This is a genomic window from Mesorhizobium sp. ES1-4 (genome assembly GCF_020164745.1).
Lineage (GTDB): Bacteria > Pseudomonadota > Alphaproteobacteria > Rhizobiales > Rhizobiaceae > Mesorhizobium.
In genome coordinates this window covers 397,734-414,477 of the sequence record NZ_JAIUGV010000004.1, presented here as the reverse complement: position 1 = coordinate 414,477, position 16,744 = coordinate 397,734, and the positions used below count along the sequence as shown (strand labels likewise).

Genomic DNA, 16,744 nt, shown 5'->3' with positions numbered 1-16,744 from the left:
CGTCAAGACCAGTCGCCCTCTGGGGTGCCGTTGAAGCGTTTCTTCAGGTCGGCCCAGCAATCGATGTAATTGTCCTGCCGGGTTTCCAGTTCGGCGCCGAAGCGGGTCAGCATCTGCGGAAAGCGGGTCTCGAACATGAAGGCCATGGTGTTGTCGAGCTTGACCGGTTTCAAGTCCGCGCGCGAGGCCTTTTCGAAGCCAGGCGCGTCCGGCCCGTGGGCCAGCATCAGATTGTGCAGGCTGATGCCACCGGGCACGAAGCCTTCCTCCTTGGCATCGTACTGCCCGTGGATCAGGCCCATGAACTCGCTCATGATGTTGCGATGATACCAGGGCGGCCGGAACGTATCCTCGGCCACCAGCCAGCGGGGCGGGAAGATGACGAAGTCGATGTTGGCCGTGCCTTCCTCGCCGCTCGGCGCCGTCAGCACAGTGAAGATCGACGGGTCCGGATGATCGAACAGCAGCGCGCCGACGGGCGAAAAGGTCGCCAGATCATATTTATAGGGCGCGTAGTTGCCATGCCAGGCGACAACGTCGAGCGGCGAATGGCCGATCTCGGTGACGTGGAAGTTGCCGCACCATTTGACGATCAGCCGGCACGGCGTTTCCTTCTCCTCGAACCAGGCGCAGGGCGTCTTGAAATCACGCGGATTGGCCAGGCAATTGGCGCCGATCGGGCCGCGGTCAGGCAGCGTCAGCTTGGCGCCGTAGTTCTCGCAGACATAGCCGCGCACCTCGGCGTCGACCAGTTCGACCTTGAAGACGAGGCCGCGCGGCAGCACGGCAATCTCACCTGGCCGAAGCTCGATGACGCCCATCTCTGTGACGAAGCGCAAGCTGCCGACCTGCGGCACCACAAGCAATTCACCGTCGGCATTGAAGAAATGATCATCAGCCATCGATATGTTGGCGACATAGACATGGGCTGCCATGCCGGTCTGTCCAAGCACGTCGCCGGCCGTGGTAATCGAGCGCATGCCCTGGATGAAATCGGTCGGCTCCTTCGGCATCGGCACCGGATTCCAACGGTACTGCCCGAGCGCCAGTTCATGATCGCCGACATTGGGTGCGGTCTTCCACAGAGGATAGTTTGCCGCCTTGAACCGGCCCGTGTGTTTGACGCTCGGCCGGATGCGATAGAGCCAGGAGCGTTCATTGGTGCCGCGCGGCGCGGTGAAGGGCGAACCGGAAAGCTGTTCGGCATAGAGGCCGTAGGCCGGCCGCTGCGGTGAGTTGCGCCCCTGCGGCAGGGAACCGGGCAGCGTCTCGGTCTCAAAATCGTTGCCGAAACCTGGCATGTAAGAAAAGGCCATCGCGTCCTCCCGGATTGACCAAACTGGTTTCATTTGTAGCCATCGAAAATGTAACTATCAATCGCCCGTCTTCCGGATGCGGACAATGGACATTCTCGAACTCGAAAGCTTTCTGCCCTACCGGCTCTACCGGCTTGCCGATGCCGTCAGCCGCGAATTCTCCAAGGTCTATAAGGATCGCCATGGCCTGACCCGGCCCGAATGGCGCACGTTATCGGGATTGGGGCAGCGGGGCACCATGACCGCAACCGCGCTTGGCGAACAATCGGCCATGCACAAGACCAAGGTTTCGCGGGCGGTGGCCGAGTTGGAACGCCGCCGCTGGCTGGTGCGAACTCCCGACGAGGACGACCGCCGCGTCGAGCACCTGACGCTGACCAAGGCCGGGCTTGCTGCCTATCGCGAGATGGTGCCGCTGGCCAAGGCTTTTGAAAGGGAATTGCTGGCAAAGCTGAGTGTCGGCGAGCGCGGGTCGATTGCTCGCGGATTGGCTGCGCTGGAGAGTGGTTTGACGTCGGATAAGAATGGACCTTAGCGGGACAGCGCTCAAAGGATGGCTACCAGTCCATCACCACCTTGCCGGAACTGCCGCTTCGCATCGCGTCAAACCCGACCTGGAAATCGTCGATACCTATGCGGTGCGTGATCAGCCCGGTTACATCCAGCGGACCCTGTACCAACGCGATCATCTTGTACCAGGTCTCGAACATCTCGCGACCGTAGATGCCCTTCAGGTGCAGCATCTTGAAGATGACCTTGTTCCAGTCGATCTCGAAGCCGGTCGGCGCGATGCCGAGGATGGCGATCTTGCCGCCATTGTTCATGGTGTCGATCATGTCACGGAAGGCGGGCGCGGCGCCTGACATTTCCAGCCCGACGTCAAACCCCTCGGTCATGCCGAGCGCCGGCATGACATCGCGCAGCTTTTCCTTCGAGGCGTCGACGACATGCTGGACGCCGAGCTTTTTCGCCAGCGCCAGCCGCACCGGATTGATGTCGGTGATGACAACCTTGCGGGCGCCGACGCACTGCGCCACCAGCGCGCCCATGATGCCGATCGGCCCGGCGCCGGTGACCAGCACGTCCTCGCCGACAAGGTCGAAGGACAAGGCGGTGTGGACGGCATTGCCCAGGGGATCGAAGATAGCGGCGATCTCGTCCGGAACATCGTCGGGAATTGGCACGACGTTGTGCTGCGGGATCGCCAGATACTCGCCGAAAGCGCCGGGACGGTTGACGCCGACGCCCAGCGTGTTGCGGCACAGATGTCCCCTGCCCGCACGGCAATTGCGGCAATGGCCGCAGACGATGTGGCCCTCGCCCGACACGCGCTGGCCAACCTTGTATTCGGTGACCGCAGCGCCGAAATCGGCGACGGTGCCGACGAATTCATGGCCGGTGACCATCGGCACCGGCACCGTCTTTTGCGCCCACTGGTCCCAATTGTAGATATGCACGTCGGTGCCGCAGATCGCGGTCTTCTTGACCTTGATCAGCACGTCGTTGGGGCCGATCTCCGGCACCGGCACCTCTTCCATCCAGATGCCCGGCTCGGCCTTGGCCTTCACCAGCGCCTTCATCATGTTCGACATTCTTTTGTCCCTTGAATCTCTTGATCCGGAATCGCTTTTCGGCGCCGGCCGTTCAGGAAATCACGCCCAATTCCTTGCCGACCGCACCGAATGCCTCCACCGCGCGGTCGATGTCCGCGCTGGAATGCGCCGCCGACATTTGGGTGCGGATGCGCGCCTGGCCCTTCGGCACGACCGGAAAGGAAAAGCCGATGACGTAGATGCCACGCTTCAGCATGCGTGCGGCCATCTCCTGCGCCAAAGTCGCGTCACCGAGCATCACCGGTATGATCGGATGATCCGCCCCTGCCAGCGTAAAGCCGAGCTTGCCCATCCGGGACCTGAACCGTGTTGCGTTGGCATATAGGCGCTCGCGCAAGGCATCGCCATTGCGGATCAGCTCGAACACCTTGATCGAGGCGCCGGCAATCGCCGGCATCAGCGTGTTGGAAAAGAGATAAGGCCGCGAACGCTGGCGAAGCCAGTCGACCACCTGCCTCTTGCCGGAGGTGTAGCCCCCCGAGGCACCGCCGAGCGCCTTGCCAAGCGTCCCGGTGATGATGTCCACCCTACCCTCGACACCGCAATGTTCCGCCGAACCGCGGCCGTTCCGGCCGACGAAGCCGACAGCATGACTGTCGTCGACCATGACCATCGCATCGTATTTCTCGGCGAGATCGCAGACACCCCTGAGATTGGCGATGATGCCATCCATGGAAAACACGCCGTCGGTGGCGATCAGGCGGAAACGGCAATCCTTCGCTTCCTTCAATCGCGCCTCGAGATCGGCCATGTCGTTGTTGGCGTAACGGAAGCGTCTGGCCTTCGACAGCCGGACGCCGTCGATGATCGAGGCGTGGTTCAGCGCATCCGAAATGATTGCGTCTTCCTCGCCAAGCAGGGTCTCGAACAAGCCGCCATTGGCATCGAAGCAGGAGCCGTAGAGAATTGTATCTTCCATGCCCAGGAAAGAGGAAATCGTCGCCTCGAGCTGCTTGTGCTCCTCCTGCGTGCCGCAGATGAAGCGCACGGAGGCCATGCCGTAGCCGTACCTGTCGAGCGCCTGCTTGGCCGCTGTTCGCAGATCGGTGCTGTCGGCGAGGCCGAGATAGTTGTTGGCGCAAAAATTCAGCACTTTCTCGCCGCCGACCTCGATTTCGGCCGACTGCATCGAGGAAATCACCCGCTCGGACTTGTAAAGGCCGGCGGATTTCAGCCCCGCAAGCTCGCTGTCGATATGGGAGAGAAATGCTGCGGTCATGGTCGGGCCTCGTTTGACGTGGGCAGACTGTCGTCCCGCCCGCGTAAAAAATCCATCGCAAAAGCGACCGGATCGGGTGGCCGGGCAGCATCAGCCGGATGCCAGGACACTGCCCCAAGTGACCGCCGGGACGTATGGACCGACGAAGGCTCAAATGCAGACCGGCCGCGAAAGAACCCGATAACCATTTCGTGATCTTTCCGCGTGTGCTCCTTGTAGGCCGGCGGTCGACTTCCAGTCCTGTTAACGTTTGCTGTTCAATAGTGCCCACACAAAAATCCGTTGGCGAGAGGCCGCCCCCCAACATGTCGCAGCAGCCGGTGCACACCGTTTCAGGCAAGCTCATACTGCTGATCAAGGCTGGCTATTGGCTGGCGCTGCTGATCATCGCCGCCATGGTGGCGGCTTCCTTCGTCCTGCTGCAGCAGACGATGGCGACGCAGCAGCACAACAACACCTTGCTCGACATCGTCGGAACGCAGAAGACGTTGTCGCAGCGCATCGTCTTCCTCGCCAGCGCAACGGGCGCCGCTTCGCGCGACAAGCAGCCGGCACTGGTCAGTGCGCTGAAGCAGGCTACGGCGGAGTTCGAGACAAACTACGATCTGCTGCTCAAGCAGACGGGGGCGAATCCGGAATCGCCGGCAAAGCTCAATGCGAAGACGATCGAGAGCGTGCTTTTCGCCAAGCCTTTCCATCTCGACTATTTCTCGGTTGGCCTGATCGCCAATGGCGACCGGCTGGTCTCGGCCTTTGAATCGCAACTCAATCATCCCGGCAATGGCGGCTACAAGGGCAGCGCCGAACGCGTCAATCTCGATGCCTCGGTCGCCAATGCCACCTTGTCTGGCTATGCCGCGCTCGGACAACGTATCAGCGCCGATGCCGACGAGCGTTCCGAAAAACTGCTCGCCCTCCATCGCACGCTCTTCTTCGCCACTCTCGGCGTTATTCTGCTGGTGGCGCTGTTCATCTTCAGGCCGATGTCCAACGCGATCCTGCGCAAGACACGTGAACTGGTCGACGCGCGCAATTCGATGGCTTTCATCGCGGTTCATGACGGCCTGACCGGCCTGCACAACCGCACCTTCCTGACCGACCATTTCGACACGCTGATCAAGGGCGCGCATCGCCGGCGCGAGCGCCTGGCCGTTGTTCAACTCGACCTCGACCGCTTCAAGCAGATCAACGACACGCTTGGCCACGCCGCCGGAGACTATGTGCTGGTGGTGACGGCACAGCGCATGCGCGATTCCTGCCGGGCGTCGGATATGTGCGCGCGGCTCGGTGGCGACGAGTTCGTAATGATCCTCAACGGAGCCGGCAGCACCGAGGACATCAACATGCTGGCTCGGCGCATCCTGGCGCATATCAACGAGCCGATCGTGTTCCAGGGCACCACCATTCTCCCCGGCGCCAGCGGCGGCATCGCCGTCTATCCGATCGACGCGGACAATGCGCAGGACCTGCTCGTCCATGCCGATCTGGCGCTCTACTCCGCCAAGAAAATGGGCGGCGGCAACTTCTCGTTCTTCTCCGAGGAACTGCGCCGCGAACTCGACTACCGCAAGCAACTCGAACACGACATCAAGGTCGCCATTTCCGAGAAAGCATTCCAGGTCTATTTCCAGCCGCAGGTTTCGCTCACCGACGGCACCATCGGCGGCATTGAGGCCCTCGTGCGTTGGAACCACCCCGACCGCGGCATGATCTCGCCGGCCGAGTTCATTCCGGTCGCCGAGAAATGCGGTTTCATGCCGGAGATCGGCCGCATCGTGATCACCAAGGCGATCAAGGAAGCCGCCGAATGGAACCGCGCCGGCATTGCCTTCGGACGGCTTGCCGTCAATGTCTCGGGCACCGAGTTGCGCGAGCACGATTTCGATGCGTTTCTGTTTCAGACGTTGGAGAAGGCCGGACTGCCGCCGCAGAAACTGTCGCTCGAAATCGTCGAATCCGTCATTCTTGACGATGAGAAAACGGGCATCGCGGCGAAGCTGCGGCACATCAGGGCGGCCGGCGTGCATCTGGAACTCGATGATTTCGGCACCGGCTATGCGTCGCTGAGCCACGTCAATCCCAACGAGATCGACCGGCTCAAGATCGACCGCCGCTTCGTCCAGAACATTCATGAAAATGGCGACAACTCCAAGATCGTACGCGCCATCACCGAGCTTGCCCGGGGACTGGGCATCTCCATCGTCGCCGAGGGTGCCGAAACCGAGGCGGAGCTGGACTCGCTGATGGCGATCGGCTGCGACCAGGTTCAGGGTTACTCGATCGCTTTCCCGATGCCGCATGACAAGGCACTGGAATGGCTGACCGCCCGCATGCCGAAGAAAGCCAGGCTGACGGTACTTAAGGGAAGCCTGGCATAGAGGCCGGCCCGCCGCCTTGACAAGCAGCCGTGAAAATTGCGGCCTGTCCTGATCGGAAACGGGTAGCGGCCCCATGACATTGTTACGGTTTGCCCTGGCAGATCTGGTCAGCGAGATCGATCATTTGTTCGCTTACGGCCACTTCGCCAAGCCCGGCAAGCTGATCCTGCTCATGCATGACCAGTTGTTCCATGACAGTTTTTACGGTAAGGCAAAACTGACCAACCTGATCACGGCGCTGAAACTGCGCCACGACGCGGAACAATCCCGAGCTATGACAACTGAGCCAAACCGGGTTCGCTAGGCTCCCACATTGTCCCGCAGCGCGGCCAATACCTGCGCAAACTCCGCCAGACGTTCGTCGGGCAGTCCTTTACGAAGCCGCTTGTCGAAGACAAGCGCGGCCTGCCGCAACGTCTCGAACAGCGCTTCTCCGGCTTCCGTCAATTCGACCAGGTGAACCCGGCGGTTGACCGGATCGCGGCGCCGCGTCAGCAGGCCCTGCGCCTCCATAGCATTCAGATGATGGGTCAGCGTCGCGCCCTGGATGCCGATCATGCCGGCAAGTTCGCGCTGATTGGCAAGCTCGCTCGACTTGACCGACAGCAGCGTCAGCCAGACCGGTAACGTGCCGCCCGCTTCAACCAGAGCGGCGTCGAAGGCTTGCGCGACAAGTTTTGCCGTGCGGCCGAGATTCATGCCGACGGGCGGGCGTTCAAAGGGCGTCATTGCAGGACACTAGAGCATGATGCCGAAAAGAGTGAAGCGGTTTTCGGACGACATCACATCATGCTCTATCTCCTTGATTTAGAGGCGGATTCAGATTTCAGGTCGAGTTGACCTGGAACCATCCGGCTTTGCCCCGGATGGAACAGGTCCGAATTATACATTGACATCTAACAATTAGATATCTAACTATTTGGGCAATGGGCGAAAGAGGAGAGCCGCATGCAATATGTCTACATCGTCGTCATCGGTCTCCACGTCATGGCCGGGGTGTTCTGGGCCGGCACCACCATCACGCTTGCCCGCGACCCCGAGATCAAGGCGGAACGCTTCATCCAGCCGCAGATGGGCGCGGCCGGCATGGTTTTCCTGACCGGAGCGCTGCTGTGGTATTTCTTCCACGGCGCCTATTTCGGCGCGATGGAAATGGTGCTGGCGCTCGGTATCCTGGCCGCTTTCGCCGCGGCCGGCGTGCTCGGCGCCATGGTCAGGGGGCCGAGCAGGCGGCTTGCCGGCGCCGATGCGGAAATCGAAACGCAGTTGCGTGCCCGAATGGCTACAGGCGAACGCATTGCGGCATGGCTGCTCGCGGTCACGGTGCTGTGCATGGCGATCGCCAGAATGGTCTGAGCACCATCCCACAAGCTCGAGAGATCGCACGTTGCCCGGCGATGAGCCAATGACGTGCGGGCGCGCGGCCAGGCCGGCATGCATGGGCTCTCGTATGCAGGTTCGACCGCGCGCCACCATTTGCCAGCAGGTTCAGATCCGCAGGCCGAACCTGATCCCATCATAAATGGCTGCGTGAATGTTGCGCGAGGCGACCGCATCGCCGATGCGCAACAGCACGAAACCCGCCCCAGGATTGCGTGCCGGGAAAATGTCGCCGCCGTTGACCAGACGTTCGTAGTCGACCGCACCACCGTTCTTCGACAACGGCTTCAGCGAAAGATACAGCTCGTCGAGCGGCAGCGTGCCGTGCTCGACCACCACCTGGTCGACCCTGCGCCCCCCCCGCCAGCCATCGGCGAAGTCCGAAGCGAGCTCCGCGACCAGTTGATTGCCCTCGCGCCGCACCGAGCGCAGGCGTGTGTTGATGGTGATGGTGGCGCCCTTTTCCTGGAAGGCGCGCATGTATGGCACATGGTTCATGCCGCCCATTTCGGGAGCAAAGAAACGCTCCGGCGACACCAGTTCCAGCCTTGCGCCGCTGTTGGCGATCAACTCGGCCGCGCCCATGCCCTGATGGCCGCCATTGTCGTCATAGACCAGCACGTTTTCGGCCGGCTTGACGCTGCCGGCCATGATGTCCCAACTCGACGTGACGAGATTGTCGCCGGTGGCCAGCGGCGGGTTTTGCGGCAAGCCGCCGGTTGCGATGACCACCACGTCAGGCGCCAGGGCCAGGACGTCGTCCTGCTCCGCCCAGGTGTCGTAGCGGATTTCGACGCCGAGCCGCTCGAGCTCGGCCAGACGCCAGTCGATGATGCCGATCAACTCCTTGCGGCGTGGGTTCTGTGTCGCCAAGCGGACCTGGCCACCGGCCTGGCTCGATGCCTCGAGCACCGTCACCTGATGGCCGCGCTCGGCAGCGACCCGCGCCGCCTCCAGTCCGCCAGCGCCGGCGCCAACAACGATGACCTTCCGTTTCGGTCCCTCGGTCCTGGCGATGACGTGCGGAATATCCGCCTCACGGCCTGTCGCCGCATTGTGCACGCACAGCGCCTCGCCGCCTTCATAGATGCGGTCGAGACAATAGGTGGCCCCTACGCATGGGCGGATTTCGTGCTCGCGGCCCTCCATCACCTTCTTGATGATGTGCGGATCGGCGATGTGGGCGCGCGTCATGCCGACCATGTCGAGCTTGCCGGTGGCGATCGCATGGCGCGCGGTGGCGACATCGGAAATGCGCGCCGCGTGGAAGGTCGGGAACTTTGTCGCCGCCCTCACCTCGCCGGCGAAATCGAGATGCGGCGAAGACCGCATGCCGGCCAGCGGAATGACCTTGGTCAACGCTGCGTCACTTTCGATCGAACCGCGGATGATGTTGAGGAAATCGACCTTGCCGGAGTTTGCCAACCGCCTGGCGATTTCGACGCCCTCCTCCTTCGACAGGCCTTTCTCGAAATCCTCGTCGGCGACCATGCGGATGCCGACGACGAATTTTTCGCCGACCGCCGCGCGCACCGCATCCAGCACCATGTTGGTGAAACGCAGCCGGTTGTCGAGCGAGCCGCCGTACTCGTCCTCGCGGTGGTTGGTGGCGGGCGACCAGAAGCCATCCATCAGATGGCCGTACGACTCGAACTCGATGCCGTCGAGCCCGGCCGCCTGGCAGCGCTGCGCCGCCGAGGCGTAGTCGGCGACAATGCGCTCGATATCCCAATCCTCTATGATCTTGGGAAAAGCACGATGCGCCGGTTCGCGCACCGGCGAAGCAGACAGCACCGGCAGCCAGTCGGCCTTGTTCCAGCCGGTGCGCCGGCCGAGATGGGTGATCTGGATCATCACCTTGCAGTCGTGCTCGTGGCAGGCCTCAGTGAGTTCGGCCAGCCACGGCACAATGCGGTCGTCATAGACATGCAGATTGCCGAAGGCGGCCGGGCTGTCGCGCGACACGATCGCCGAGCCGGCGGTCATGGTCAGCGCCATGCCGCCCTTGGCCTTTTCGGCATGATAGAGCCGGTACCGCTCCTTCGGCATGCCGTCCTCCGAATAAGCCGGCTCGTGGCTGGTCGACATCACCCGGTTCTTCAGCGTCAGATGCTTGAGCTGGTAGGGTTGGAGAAGCGGGTCGTTGCTGGTCATCGTCTTCCTGCCATTTCAAATTCGCGCACCCGATTCATCCGAAAACCGCTGCGCGGTTCTCGCTCCGGTGCTATTGAGCGCGGCAAATCCAAGGACAAACCGCGATGATCGATACCAAAGCCCTTACCCAACTCGGCGCGCACGTCGAGACGCCACAGAGCCCCGAACAGGCGGTCCTGGAGACCGTGCCGTTCCAGCGCGGCGACGGGCCTCCGGCCATCGTGCGTTTCACCGTCCCGGAATTCACCTCGCTCTGCCCGGTGACCGGACAGCCGGATTTCGCCCATATCGTCATCGATTACGCACCGGATGCCGCCCTGGTGGAATCGAAGTCGCTCAAGCTGTTCATGACCTCGTTTCGCAACCACGGCGCCTTCCATGAAGACTGCACGGTGATGATCGGCCGTCGCATCGTGGCCGCGACCAAGCCGCTCTGGTTGCGCATAGGCGGCTACTGGTATCCGCGCGGCGGCATCCCGATCGACGTGTTCTGGCAAACCGGAACTCCGCCGGAAGGCGCCTGGCTGCCGGATACCGGCGTCGCCCCTTATCGCGGGCGTGGCTAGTTCGGCCATCATTCGCATTGGTATTGGCTGAGCGCCCATTCGCCGGTCACCGACAAAAGGTCCGAGATCTTCCATTCGCCGCCGACCTTCTTGAACTTCCATTCGAGGCGGTGCGGGTTGCCGGCGACCACGAAGGCGACGATGACCTTGGCCTGATCGCCGTTGATCGCTTCGAGCGTCTTCAGGCTCTTGTCGATCTCGGCCTTGTCATAGTCGGCATTGTCGAGCGCCATGTTGGGGTCCAGGCACTCGCCCTGCCCGGATTTGCGCAAGGCATCGCTCTTGTCGAGCACGGTTTTGGCCGGATCTATGAAATGACTGCGCTGCGATGGATCGAGCTCCAGGCCGACCTGATCGTAGAATGGCCGGACAACCGCCGTCGGCGAGCCCGGCAGAATGGGGACCGCGGGCCCGCCGGGCGGCAAGGCTGCCGGGGGCGTTGGCTCCGCGGCTCCGCCAGGCGCGGTTGGCGGCGGCGTCCCGCTGTCATCGGGCGCAGCCCCTGCCGGAGCATTTGCCGGCGGCGCACCCAACAGGCCCTGAGCTGCTGCGCCGTTCAAGCCCGCCGCCAGCAGGCACATGGCGAAAAATAGCAGGAAGGCGCGGCCGGCCATCGCATCACTCCGGATCTTGGCCCGCCATGCATTCGAGTTGGCTCAGCGTCCAGGCGCTGGTCTTCGATGCAATGTCCGATATCTTCCACTTGCCGCCGACCTTCTTCAGCGACCAGTGCATTTCGCGCTGCGAATCGTCTCCTTCCGGAAAGAGAGCGAAGCTCGCCACCACTTGCGCCGTGTCGCCATCCACAGTCTCGGACAGTTTCAAGGTCTTCGAAATGGTCTTCTGGTCGAAATCCTGCGCGTCCAGGCCGGGGTCGAAGTCGATACAGGCGACCTGGTCCGGGTTCTTCTTGGTCGCCTGGTCGTTGAGGTCGAACAGTTTGGTCACCGGCTCGGTGAAGCGATCGCGATATTGCGCATCGGCCTCGAACTTGACCTGCGGCGCGTAGAAGAACTTCACAGCGTCCGACGCCGGGCCGGCCAAGGCGGCGGCTGGTGCGGCAATCGAGAGGATGGCGGCGAGCAGCAGTTTCATGGATTTCCCCGAATGTTTGGCTGCGGAAAGCAATCAACATCACGCATCGTGCATATCGGCTTTTTTGCGACCCATGAAGCCTTCGGGTGGCTCGTCCATTTGCAAAGATCACGCCCAACGATCCTTACTCGCCGAAAACAGCGATCGGCGCGTTGAGTTGGGAGCGCTCAGGCTCGACGCCGAGCCCTGGCTTCAGTGGGACGCGTATATGCCCGTTCTCGATCACGATCGGGTTTACGGGATCGGTATGCCCCTCGATGTACTCCTGGGCGATCCAGGCTCCCTCAAACCGTCGCGGCTCGACGGTAGCGGCGATGTGGACGCATGCCGCGGCGATGACATCTCCGCCCCAGGCATCGTCGCAGCTGTGCGGAAGAGATCGTATCGCACACAGGTCGCGGACCGTGGCCATTTTGGTGAGGCCGCCAAGGCGGGTGACCTTCAATCCGAATCCGTCCGCGATGCCTGACGAAACGGCCCGCAGCACTGCATTCAAATCCTCTGTATTCTCATCGAGATAGATTGGATGGGTGACGCGTCCCTTGAGGCCCGCGACTTCCTCCATGGTGTTGCAAGGCTGTTCGAACACGAATGGAATCGCCTGGCAAAGCCGATCGATGTGCAGCGCCGCGGCAGCGGTCAGGCCACGGTTGGCGTCGACGGCTATGCGGGCCTTGAAGCCAACCGCCTCCCATACCTTGTGCACAGTGGCGACGTCTTGTTCGAGATCCCGCCCGCCGATCTTGATCTGAAGCCGCGGATATCCGGCATTGACCTTGTCGGCGGCAATGCGCGCGGTCTCGTCCGGATCACCGACGATCGTGGAATAGTAGGACGGCACACGATCGGTGAGCGCGCCGCCGAGAAGTGTTGAAACAGGAACGCCCAGCCGCTGGCCGGCGAGGTCGAGGAAAGCTATATCCAAGGCCGCCTTGGCATAGTTGTGACCGTTCAACCGCTCGTCCATTGTTTTGGCAAGGCGGCGCATGGACGCTGTGTCCTCCCCGACGAGTCCAGGCGCTATTTCAGCAATTGCCGCTCTCGCGCCCAGAGCATGCTGGGGCTGATAAACCGGGCCGATCGGGCACGTCTCACCCCAGCCCGACAGCCCATCCTCGGTGGTCACTTCAACAAGCGTGCTGTCCAAATTCCGCACGGCGTCGCTGGCCATCCGGTAGGCACCGCCGCCTTTGACGGGCAGAAGCATCCGATAGACTTTGATCGACTGGATACGCATTCAGACGCTTGCCCCGTTCATGCTTGTGCCCAGTCTGGCGCCTTTGGCGATCGTCAAAGAGCAAGCGCCACCTTGCGCCCGTCATGAATGGCAAATGCCGCTTGTCTGGAGGCGGTACAATCGCCGATGGAGGTATGCGCAATTCCGCGCCTTTCGAGTTCCATGGACAGGCTGTCCTGCGCCATGCTGGTGGCGGCGAACACCAAAGCGTCGGCCTCGACCTCTTGCTCGGTCCCATCGAGCAGCGAAGCAATCCTGGCCGCCTTGCCATCCCAGCGCACGATGGCGCTTTCGGTCACAAACCGCACGTTCAGCTTGGCGAGTGCCCGGCGCAGCGGCGCATCGACGGCCATTCGCTGAAGCTCTTTGCCAACCAGGGCGTCCGGTGTCACAAGCGTCACATTGTGACCGTCCTCGGCGAGTTTCCAGGCGGTGCCGCACCCCTTCCAATTGCCGCCATCGTCCAGCAAGACGACATTTTTTCCCGGCCTCGCCTCACGGGCCATCACCGCCTCGGCCGAGAGCACCGGCCCGCCGCCCGGAATGCTTTCCCACTGCGGCAAGGCGCGCTGGAAAGCTCCGTCCGGCGGCATCGAGCCGGTCGCGACGATGACGTGATCGGCGCCTTCGCGCTCGACGTCGTCGGCTTCGACATATTGCCCGTAGCGGATGTCGACCTGAAGCTGGCCGAGCTGGCGCTCATACCAGTCGATAAGATCCAGAATCTGGGCGCGGCGCGGCTGCAGCCCGGCAAGACGGAACTGCCCCCCGAGGCGGTCGGACGCCTCGGCCAGCGTGACGCGGTGACCACGCTCGGCCGCGGCGCGCGCCGCTTCCAGACCGGCCGGGCCGCCGCCGACAACCAGCACGCGCTTCGGCTGGCCGGCCGGAGCGAAGCGATCTCCGCCCCACTCCCATTCCCGCCCCGCCGAGGGATTGATGACGCAGCTGATCCAGTAGTCGCGGCTGCGCCGGCCCCAGCACATCTGGTTGCAGGACAGGCAGCCGCGAATGTCTTGCGGGCGTCCGGCAGCGGCCTTTGCGGCCAGGTGAGGATCGGCGATCTGCCCGCGCACGATCGAAACGAGATCGGCGCGGCCTTCGCTCAGAACGCTTTCGGCGTTCTCGGGAGTGCGGATATGGCTTTCGGCCGTGATCAACGCGTGACGCACGGTGGATTTGAGCACGGACGCCAGGTCCGCACCCAGCTTCTCCGGGTAAACAAAGGTCGGCATGATCTTGTAGAAATCGAAGTAGGAACCCGTTCCGCAAGTCACGTAGTCCATCAAGGCATCGCGGTCGTGGAGGTCGATTATCTCGGCCAGCGCTTCGCGCTTCAGCGCCACTTCGACTTCCGGCTCATCGTTGATCGCAAGACCGATGATGAAATCATCGCCGCATTCGCGGCGGATCCTGGTCATCACCTCACGGCTCATCCGGGTGCGATTTTCGAGGCTGCCGCCCCATCGATCGTCCCGGCGATTCGACCAGGGTGTCCAAAACTGGTCCAGCATCGAATGATACGCCGCCCAGACCTCGACGCCGTCGAAGCCGGCATCGCGGCAACGGCGCGCCGCCTGGACAAAACCGTTGATGGTTTCTTCGATCTGGCGCTCGGACATCCGATGCGAACCATCGGAATCGTGATAGCTGGGAAGGCCGGAAGGCGACCAGCCGGCATGGAAAGAGTTGTCCGCGTCCGCGTGCTGGCCGACATGGTAGAGTTGCTGGATGGCGATGGCGCCATTGCCGCGGATCGCCTCCGTCACCTTGCGAAAATAAGGGACGACGCTGTCGTCCGAGGGGCGAAAATTACCGCGCGTCAGCACCGCGGCCTGATGCACAGGCATCGGCTCGACCACGATCATCCCTACACCGCCGATCGCGCGTTCGGCGTAGTAGCCGACATGGCGTTCAGTCGGCAGCCCATCCTCGGCCATGTTCGCGGTGTGGGCACCAAACACGATCCTGTTGCGCAGTGTCTTGCCGCGCAATACTGCCGGCTCGAACAGACGCTTGAAGATCCGCTCAGACATGCACCCTCTCTCCCTTGACGTGCGACCGGCACCTCGGAGAGGTGCCGGCACAGCTTCCTGGCAGTCTTGGAGAGTTATGCATCCAGCCAGACGTTCTGGAGATCCATCTCGAAGGTCTGGTGAACGCCGTAGTTCTTCACCTTCTTGTTCATGTGGCTGTAGAGCTTCTGCCAGAACGGCTGGATGATGACGCCGGAATCCTGCAGGATCTGCTCGACGTCCTTCATCACCTCCTTGCGCTTGGCGACGTCGATGAGTGACAGGGCCTGCTTGAGCTTGGCGTCGAAATCGGGGTTGGAATAAGCCGTCTCGTTCCAGGCCTCGCCGGTGCGATAGCCCAGCGCCAGCACCTGGACGCCGAGCGGGCGCATGTACCAGATGGTCATCGAATAGGGATATTTCGTCCAGTCGTTCCAGAAGGTCGAGCCCGGCAGCACCGTGCGCTTCACCTTGATGCCGGCGTCACGCAGCTGGCCGGCGATCGCATCGCCGGTGTTCTTCTGCCAATCGTCCTCGATGGTGATCAGTTCATGCTCGAAGTCGGCCTGGCCGGCTTCCGCCATCAGCTTCTTGGCGCCGGCGGCATCGCGCTCCTTCTTGGGCAGCGGATAATATTCAGGATGGATCGGGCTGACATGGTGGTTCTCGCCGACCGTGCCGCGCCCGTTATAACCGAGCTGCAGCACCGCGTTGTTGTCGACCGCCATCTGAAGGGCATTGCGAACGCGTTGATCATCGTAAGGCTTGTGCGTGATGTTGGTGCGGGCAACCAGCGTGGTGGCCGTCGCAACCTCCGATTTCTGCAGGCCCATCTTGTCGAGAATTTCGATGAAGTCGGCGGGCGACTCGAAGTTGAGGTCGATCTCGCCGGAATCGAACGCGTTCACCGTGGCGTTGAAGTCGGTGCCGTAGTCGATGAATTCGACGCCGTCGAGCGGCGCTTCGCCGCCCCACCATTTGCCGTTCTCGCGACGCTTGACCACTGCCTTCTGGCCGACGTCGTACGACACCAGTTCGAACGGTCCCGTACCGATCGGCTTCTTGATCGGATCGGCACCATCGGCGTCGAAGTTGCGGTGGACGACGAGTGCGGGATAGTCGGTGAAGTTGGGGATCAGCGAAATGTCGGGTTCGCTGAGCTTGAGCTTGACCGTGTTGTCGTCGACCTTGGTGATTGCGCCGTCCCTGGCCTTGCCGGTCTTGGCATCGATCAGCCCACCGACGCGCGCGGCCATCGAGTTTCCGGCGACGCCCTTCTCGCACCAACGCGTCACATTGTGCACCACGTCATCGGCGTTGAAGGAGTCGCCATTGTTCCAGGTGACGCCCTTGCGCACATGCAGCGTGTATTCGGTGGCGTCGTCGTTGATGTCCCAGCTTTCGAGCAGCACCGGCTCGAAGGTGAATTGCCTGGTGTAGCGCACCAGCGGCTCCAGCCAGCTTCGCGAGATGTTGGCCAGTTCGACCCAGTCGTAAGTGCGCGGATCCTTCTGCGCCTTCACCACCATGGAGACGTGTAGCGTACCCCCTTTCTTCGGCTCCTCGGCCAAAGCCTGTGTCGGCGCCGCAAGGCCGATCATGCCATAGGCGAACGCCGTCGAGGCACCAAGCGCGCTGGCCAGCGCCAGAAACTCGCGCCGGTCCACGCGACCCGCCCGGGCCTCGATTGCCATCGTTTCGATGGCGTGCGGCACACGATCGCCATTGCTTCTGAAAACCGTCATGTCATTCTCCCATTGTTGTTCCGTCA

At 62.3% G+C, this 16,744-nt stretch carries 15 protein-coding genes; 5 read left to right on the top strand and 10 right to left on the bottom strand.

What is annotated here, in order from left to right; translation table 11 throughout:
* Nucleotides 1-2: 2 nt before the first annotated feature.
* Complete coding sequence (gene hmgA / locus LB556_RS10295; protein WP_224566639.1) at nucleotides 3-1,316, bottom strand: homogentisate 1,2-dioxygenase; 1,314 nt, start codon at nucleotides 1,314-1,316, stop codon at nucleotides 3-5.
* An 85-nt stretch (nucleotides 1,317-1,401) separates the two neighbouring features.
* Here hmgA and LB556_RS10290 point away from each other — a divergent pair, with 85 nt between their 5' ends.
* Entirely contained in the window at nucleotides 1,402-1,851 is a 450-nt protein-coding gene (locus LB556_RS10290; RefSeq protein ID WP_224566638.1) for a MarR family winged helix-turn-helix transcriptional regulator, read from the top strand.
* A 22-nt stretch (nucleotides 1,852-1,873) separates the two neighbouring features.
* Here the strand turns inward: LB556_RS10290 and tdh are convergent, their stop codons facing one another.
* Nucleotides 1,874-2,908, bottom strand: coding sequence for an L-threonine 3-dehydrogenase (gene tdh, locus LB556_RS10285; protein WP_224566637.1), 1,035 nt, complete (start codon nucleotides 2,906-2,908; stop codon nucleotides 1,874-1,876).
* A 52-nt stretch (nucleotides 2,909-2,960) separates the two neighbouring features.
* Nucleotides 2,961-4,148 carry a glycine C-acetyltransferase gene (locus tag LB556_RS10280; protein WP_224566636.1) on the bottom strand — a complete coding sequence of 396 codons (1,188 nt, stop codon included), beginning with the start codon at nucleotides 4,146-4,148 and terminating at the stop codon, nucleotides 2,961-2,963.
* Between the two features lie 305 nt (nucleotides 4,149-4,453).
* Here LB556_RS10280 and LB556_RS10275 point away from each other — a divergent pair, with 305 nt between their 5' ends.
* A complete protein-coding gene (locus LB556_RS10275) occupies nucleotides 4,454-6,526 on the top strand; it encodes a putative bifunctional diguanylate cyclase/phosphodiesterase (RefSeq protein WP_224566635.1) in 2,073 nt (690 codons plus the stop codon).
* A 73-nt stretch (nucleotides 6,527-6,599) separates the two neighbouring features.
* A complete protein-coding gene (locus LB556_RS10270; RefSeq protein ID WP_224566634.1) occupies nucleotides 6,600-6,830 on the top strand; it encodes a hypothetical protein in 231 nt (76 codons plus the stop codon).
* On the opposite strand, the gene LB556_RS10265 is transcribed toward LB556_RS10270, so the two are convergent.
* Complete coding sequence (locus LB556_RS10265) at nucleotides 6,827-7,225, bottom strand: MarR family winged helix-turn-helix transcriptional regulator (RefSeq protein ID WP_224566633.1); 399 nt, start codon at nucleotides 7,223-7,225, stop codon at nucleotides 6,827-6,829. The two genes, LB556_RS10270 and LB556_RS10265, sit on opposite strands and share 4 nt — an antisense overlap.
* A gap of 249 nt (nucleotides 7,226-7,474) precedes the next feature.
* Between LB556_RS10265 and LB556_RS10260 the strand changes: the two genes are divergently transcribed.
* A complete protein-coding gene (locus LB556_RS10260) occupies nucleotides 7,475-7,882 on the top strand; it encodes a hypothetical protein (protein WP_224566632.1) in 408 nt (135 codons plus the stop codon).
* Nucleotides 7,883-8,014: 132 nt separating this feature from the next.
* Here LB556_RS10260 and LB556_RS10255 read toward each other — a convergent pair whose 3' ends face one another.
* Nucleotides 8,015-10,060: an NADH:flavin oxidoreductase gene (locus tag LB556_RS10255; protein ID WP_224566630.1), complete on the bottom strand. Its 2,046-nt coding sequence runs from the start codon at nucleotides 10,058-10,060 to the stop codon at nucleotides 8,015-8,017.
* A gap of 104 nt (nucleotides 10,061-10,164) precedes the next feature.
* On the opposite strand from LB556_RS10255, the gene queF reads away from it, so the two are divergent.
* Complete coding sequence (gene queF / locus LB556_RS10250; RefSeq protein WP_224566628.1) at nucleotides 10,165-10,626, top strand: preQ(1) synthase; 462 nt, start codon at nucleotides 10,165-10,167, stop codon at nucleotides 10,624-10,626.
* Nucleotides 10,627-10,634: 8 nt separating this feature from the next.
* On the opposite strand, the gene LB556_RS10245 is transcribed toward queF, so the two are convergent.
* The 5 genes from LB556_RS10245 to LB556_RS10225 form a co-directional block, all read right to left on the bottom strand.
* A complete protein-coding gene (locus LB556_RS10245) occupies nucleotides 10,635-11,240 on the bottom strand; it encodes a hypothetical protein (RefSeq protein WP_224566626.1) in 606 nt (201 codons plus the stop codon).
* Between the two features lie 4 nt (nucleotides 11,241-11,244).
* Nucleotides 11,245-11,721, bottom strand: coding sequence for a DUF3828 domain-containing protein (locus tag LB556_RS10240; RefSeq protein WP_224566624.1), 477 nt, complete (start codon nucleotides 11,719-11,721; stop codon nucleotides 11,245-11,247).
* A gap of 124 nt (nucleotides 11,722-11,845) precedes the next feature.
* On the bottom strand, nucleotides 11,846-12,892 hold the full coding sequence (locus LB556_RS10235; RefSeq protein WP_318011272.1) for a mandelate racemase/muconate lactonizing enzyme family protein: 1,047 nt from the start codon (nucleotides 12,890-12,892) through the stop codon (nucleotides 11,846-11,848).
* Between the two features lie 119 nt (nucleotides 12,893-13,011).
* Nucleotides 13,012-14,994 carry an FAD-dependent oxidoreductase gene (locus LB556_RS10230; protein ID WP_224566620.1) on the bottom strand — a complete coding sequence of 661 codons (1,983 nt, stop codon included), beginning with the start codon at nucleotides 14,992-14,994 and terminating at the stop codon, nucleotides 13,012-13,014.
* A 74-nt stretch (nucleotides 14,995-15,068) separates the two neighbouring features.
* Entirely contained in the window at nucleotides 15,069-16,718 is a 1,650-nt protein-coding gene (locus LB556_RS10225; protein WP_224566618.1) for an ABC transporter substrate-binding protein, read from the bottom strand.
* Between the last annotated feature and the right edge of the window lie 26 nt (nucleotides 16,719-16,744).

Excerpts from the sequence above, each read along its gene's own strand:
- hmgA (WP_224566639.1), bottom strand. The coding sequence starts at position 1,316 with ATGGCCTTTTCTTACATGCCAGGTTTCGGCAACGATTTTGAGACCGAG.
- LB556_RS10290 (WP_224566638.1), top strand. The coding sequence starts at position 1,402 with ATGGACATTCTCGAACTCGAAAGCTTTCTGCCCTACCGGCTCTACCGG.
- tdh (WP_224566637.1), bottom strand. The coding sequence starts at position 2,908 with ATGTCGAACATGATGAAGGCGCTGGTGAAGGCCAAGGCCGAGCCGGGC.
- LB556_RS10280 (WP_224566636.1), bottom strand. The coding sequence starts at position 4,148 with ATGACCGCAGCATTTCTCTCCCATATCGACAGCGAGCTTGCGGGGCTG.
- LB556_RS10275 (WP_224566635.1), top strand. The coding sequence starts at position 4,454 with ATGTCGCAGCAGCCGGTGCACACCGTTTCAGGCAAGCTCATACTGCTG.
- LB556_RS10270 (WP_224566634.1), top strand. The coding sequence starts at position 6,600 with ATGACATTGTTACGGTTTGCCCTGGCAGATCTGGTCAGCGAGATCGAT.
- LB556_RS10265 (WP_224566633.1), bottom strand. The coding sequence starts at position 7,225 with ATGAATCTCGGCCGCACGGCAAAACTTGTCGCGCAAGCCTTCGACGCC.
- LB556_RS10260 (WP_224566632.1), top strand. The coding sequence starts at position 7,475 with ATGCAATATGTCTACATCGTCGTCATCGGTCTCCACGTCATGGCCGGG.
- LB556_RS10255 (WP_224566630.1), bottom strand. The coding sequence starts at position 10,060 with ATGACCAGCAACGACCCGCTTCTCCAACCCTACCAGCTCAAGCATCTG.
- queF (WP_224566628.1), top strand. The coding sequence starts at position 10,165 with ATGATCGATACCAAAGCCCTTACCCAACTCGGCGCGCACGTCGAGACG.
- LB556_RS10245 (WP_224566626.1), bottom strand. The coding sequence starts at position 11,240 with ATGGCCGGCCGCGCCTTCCTGCTATTTTTCGCCATGTGCCTGCTGGCG.
- LB556_RS10240 (WP_224566624.1), bottom strand. The coding sequence starts at position 11,721 with ATGAAACTGCTGCTCGCCGCCATCCTCTCGATTGCCGCACCAGCCGCC.
- LB556_RS10235 (WP_318011272.1), bottom strand. The coding sequence starts at position 12,892 with ATGGCCAGCGACGCCGTGCGGAATTTGGACAGCACGCTTGTTGAAGTG.
- LB556_RS10230 (WP_224566620.1), bottom strand. The coding sequence starts at position 14,994 with ATGTCTGAGCGGATCTTCAAGCGTCTGTTCGAGCCGGCAGTATTGCGC.
- LB556_RS10225 (WP_224566618.1), bottom strand. The coding sequence starts at position 16,718 with ATGACGGTTTTCAGAAGCAATGGCGATCGTGTGCCGCACGCCATCGAA.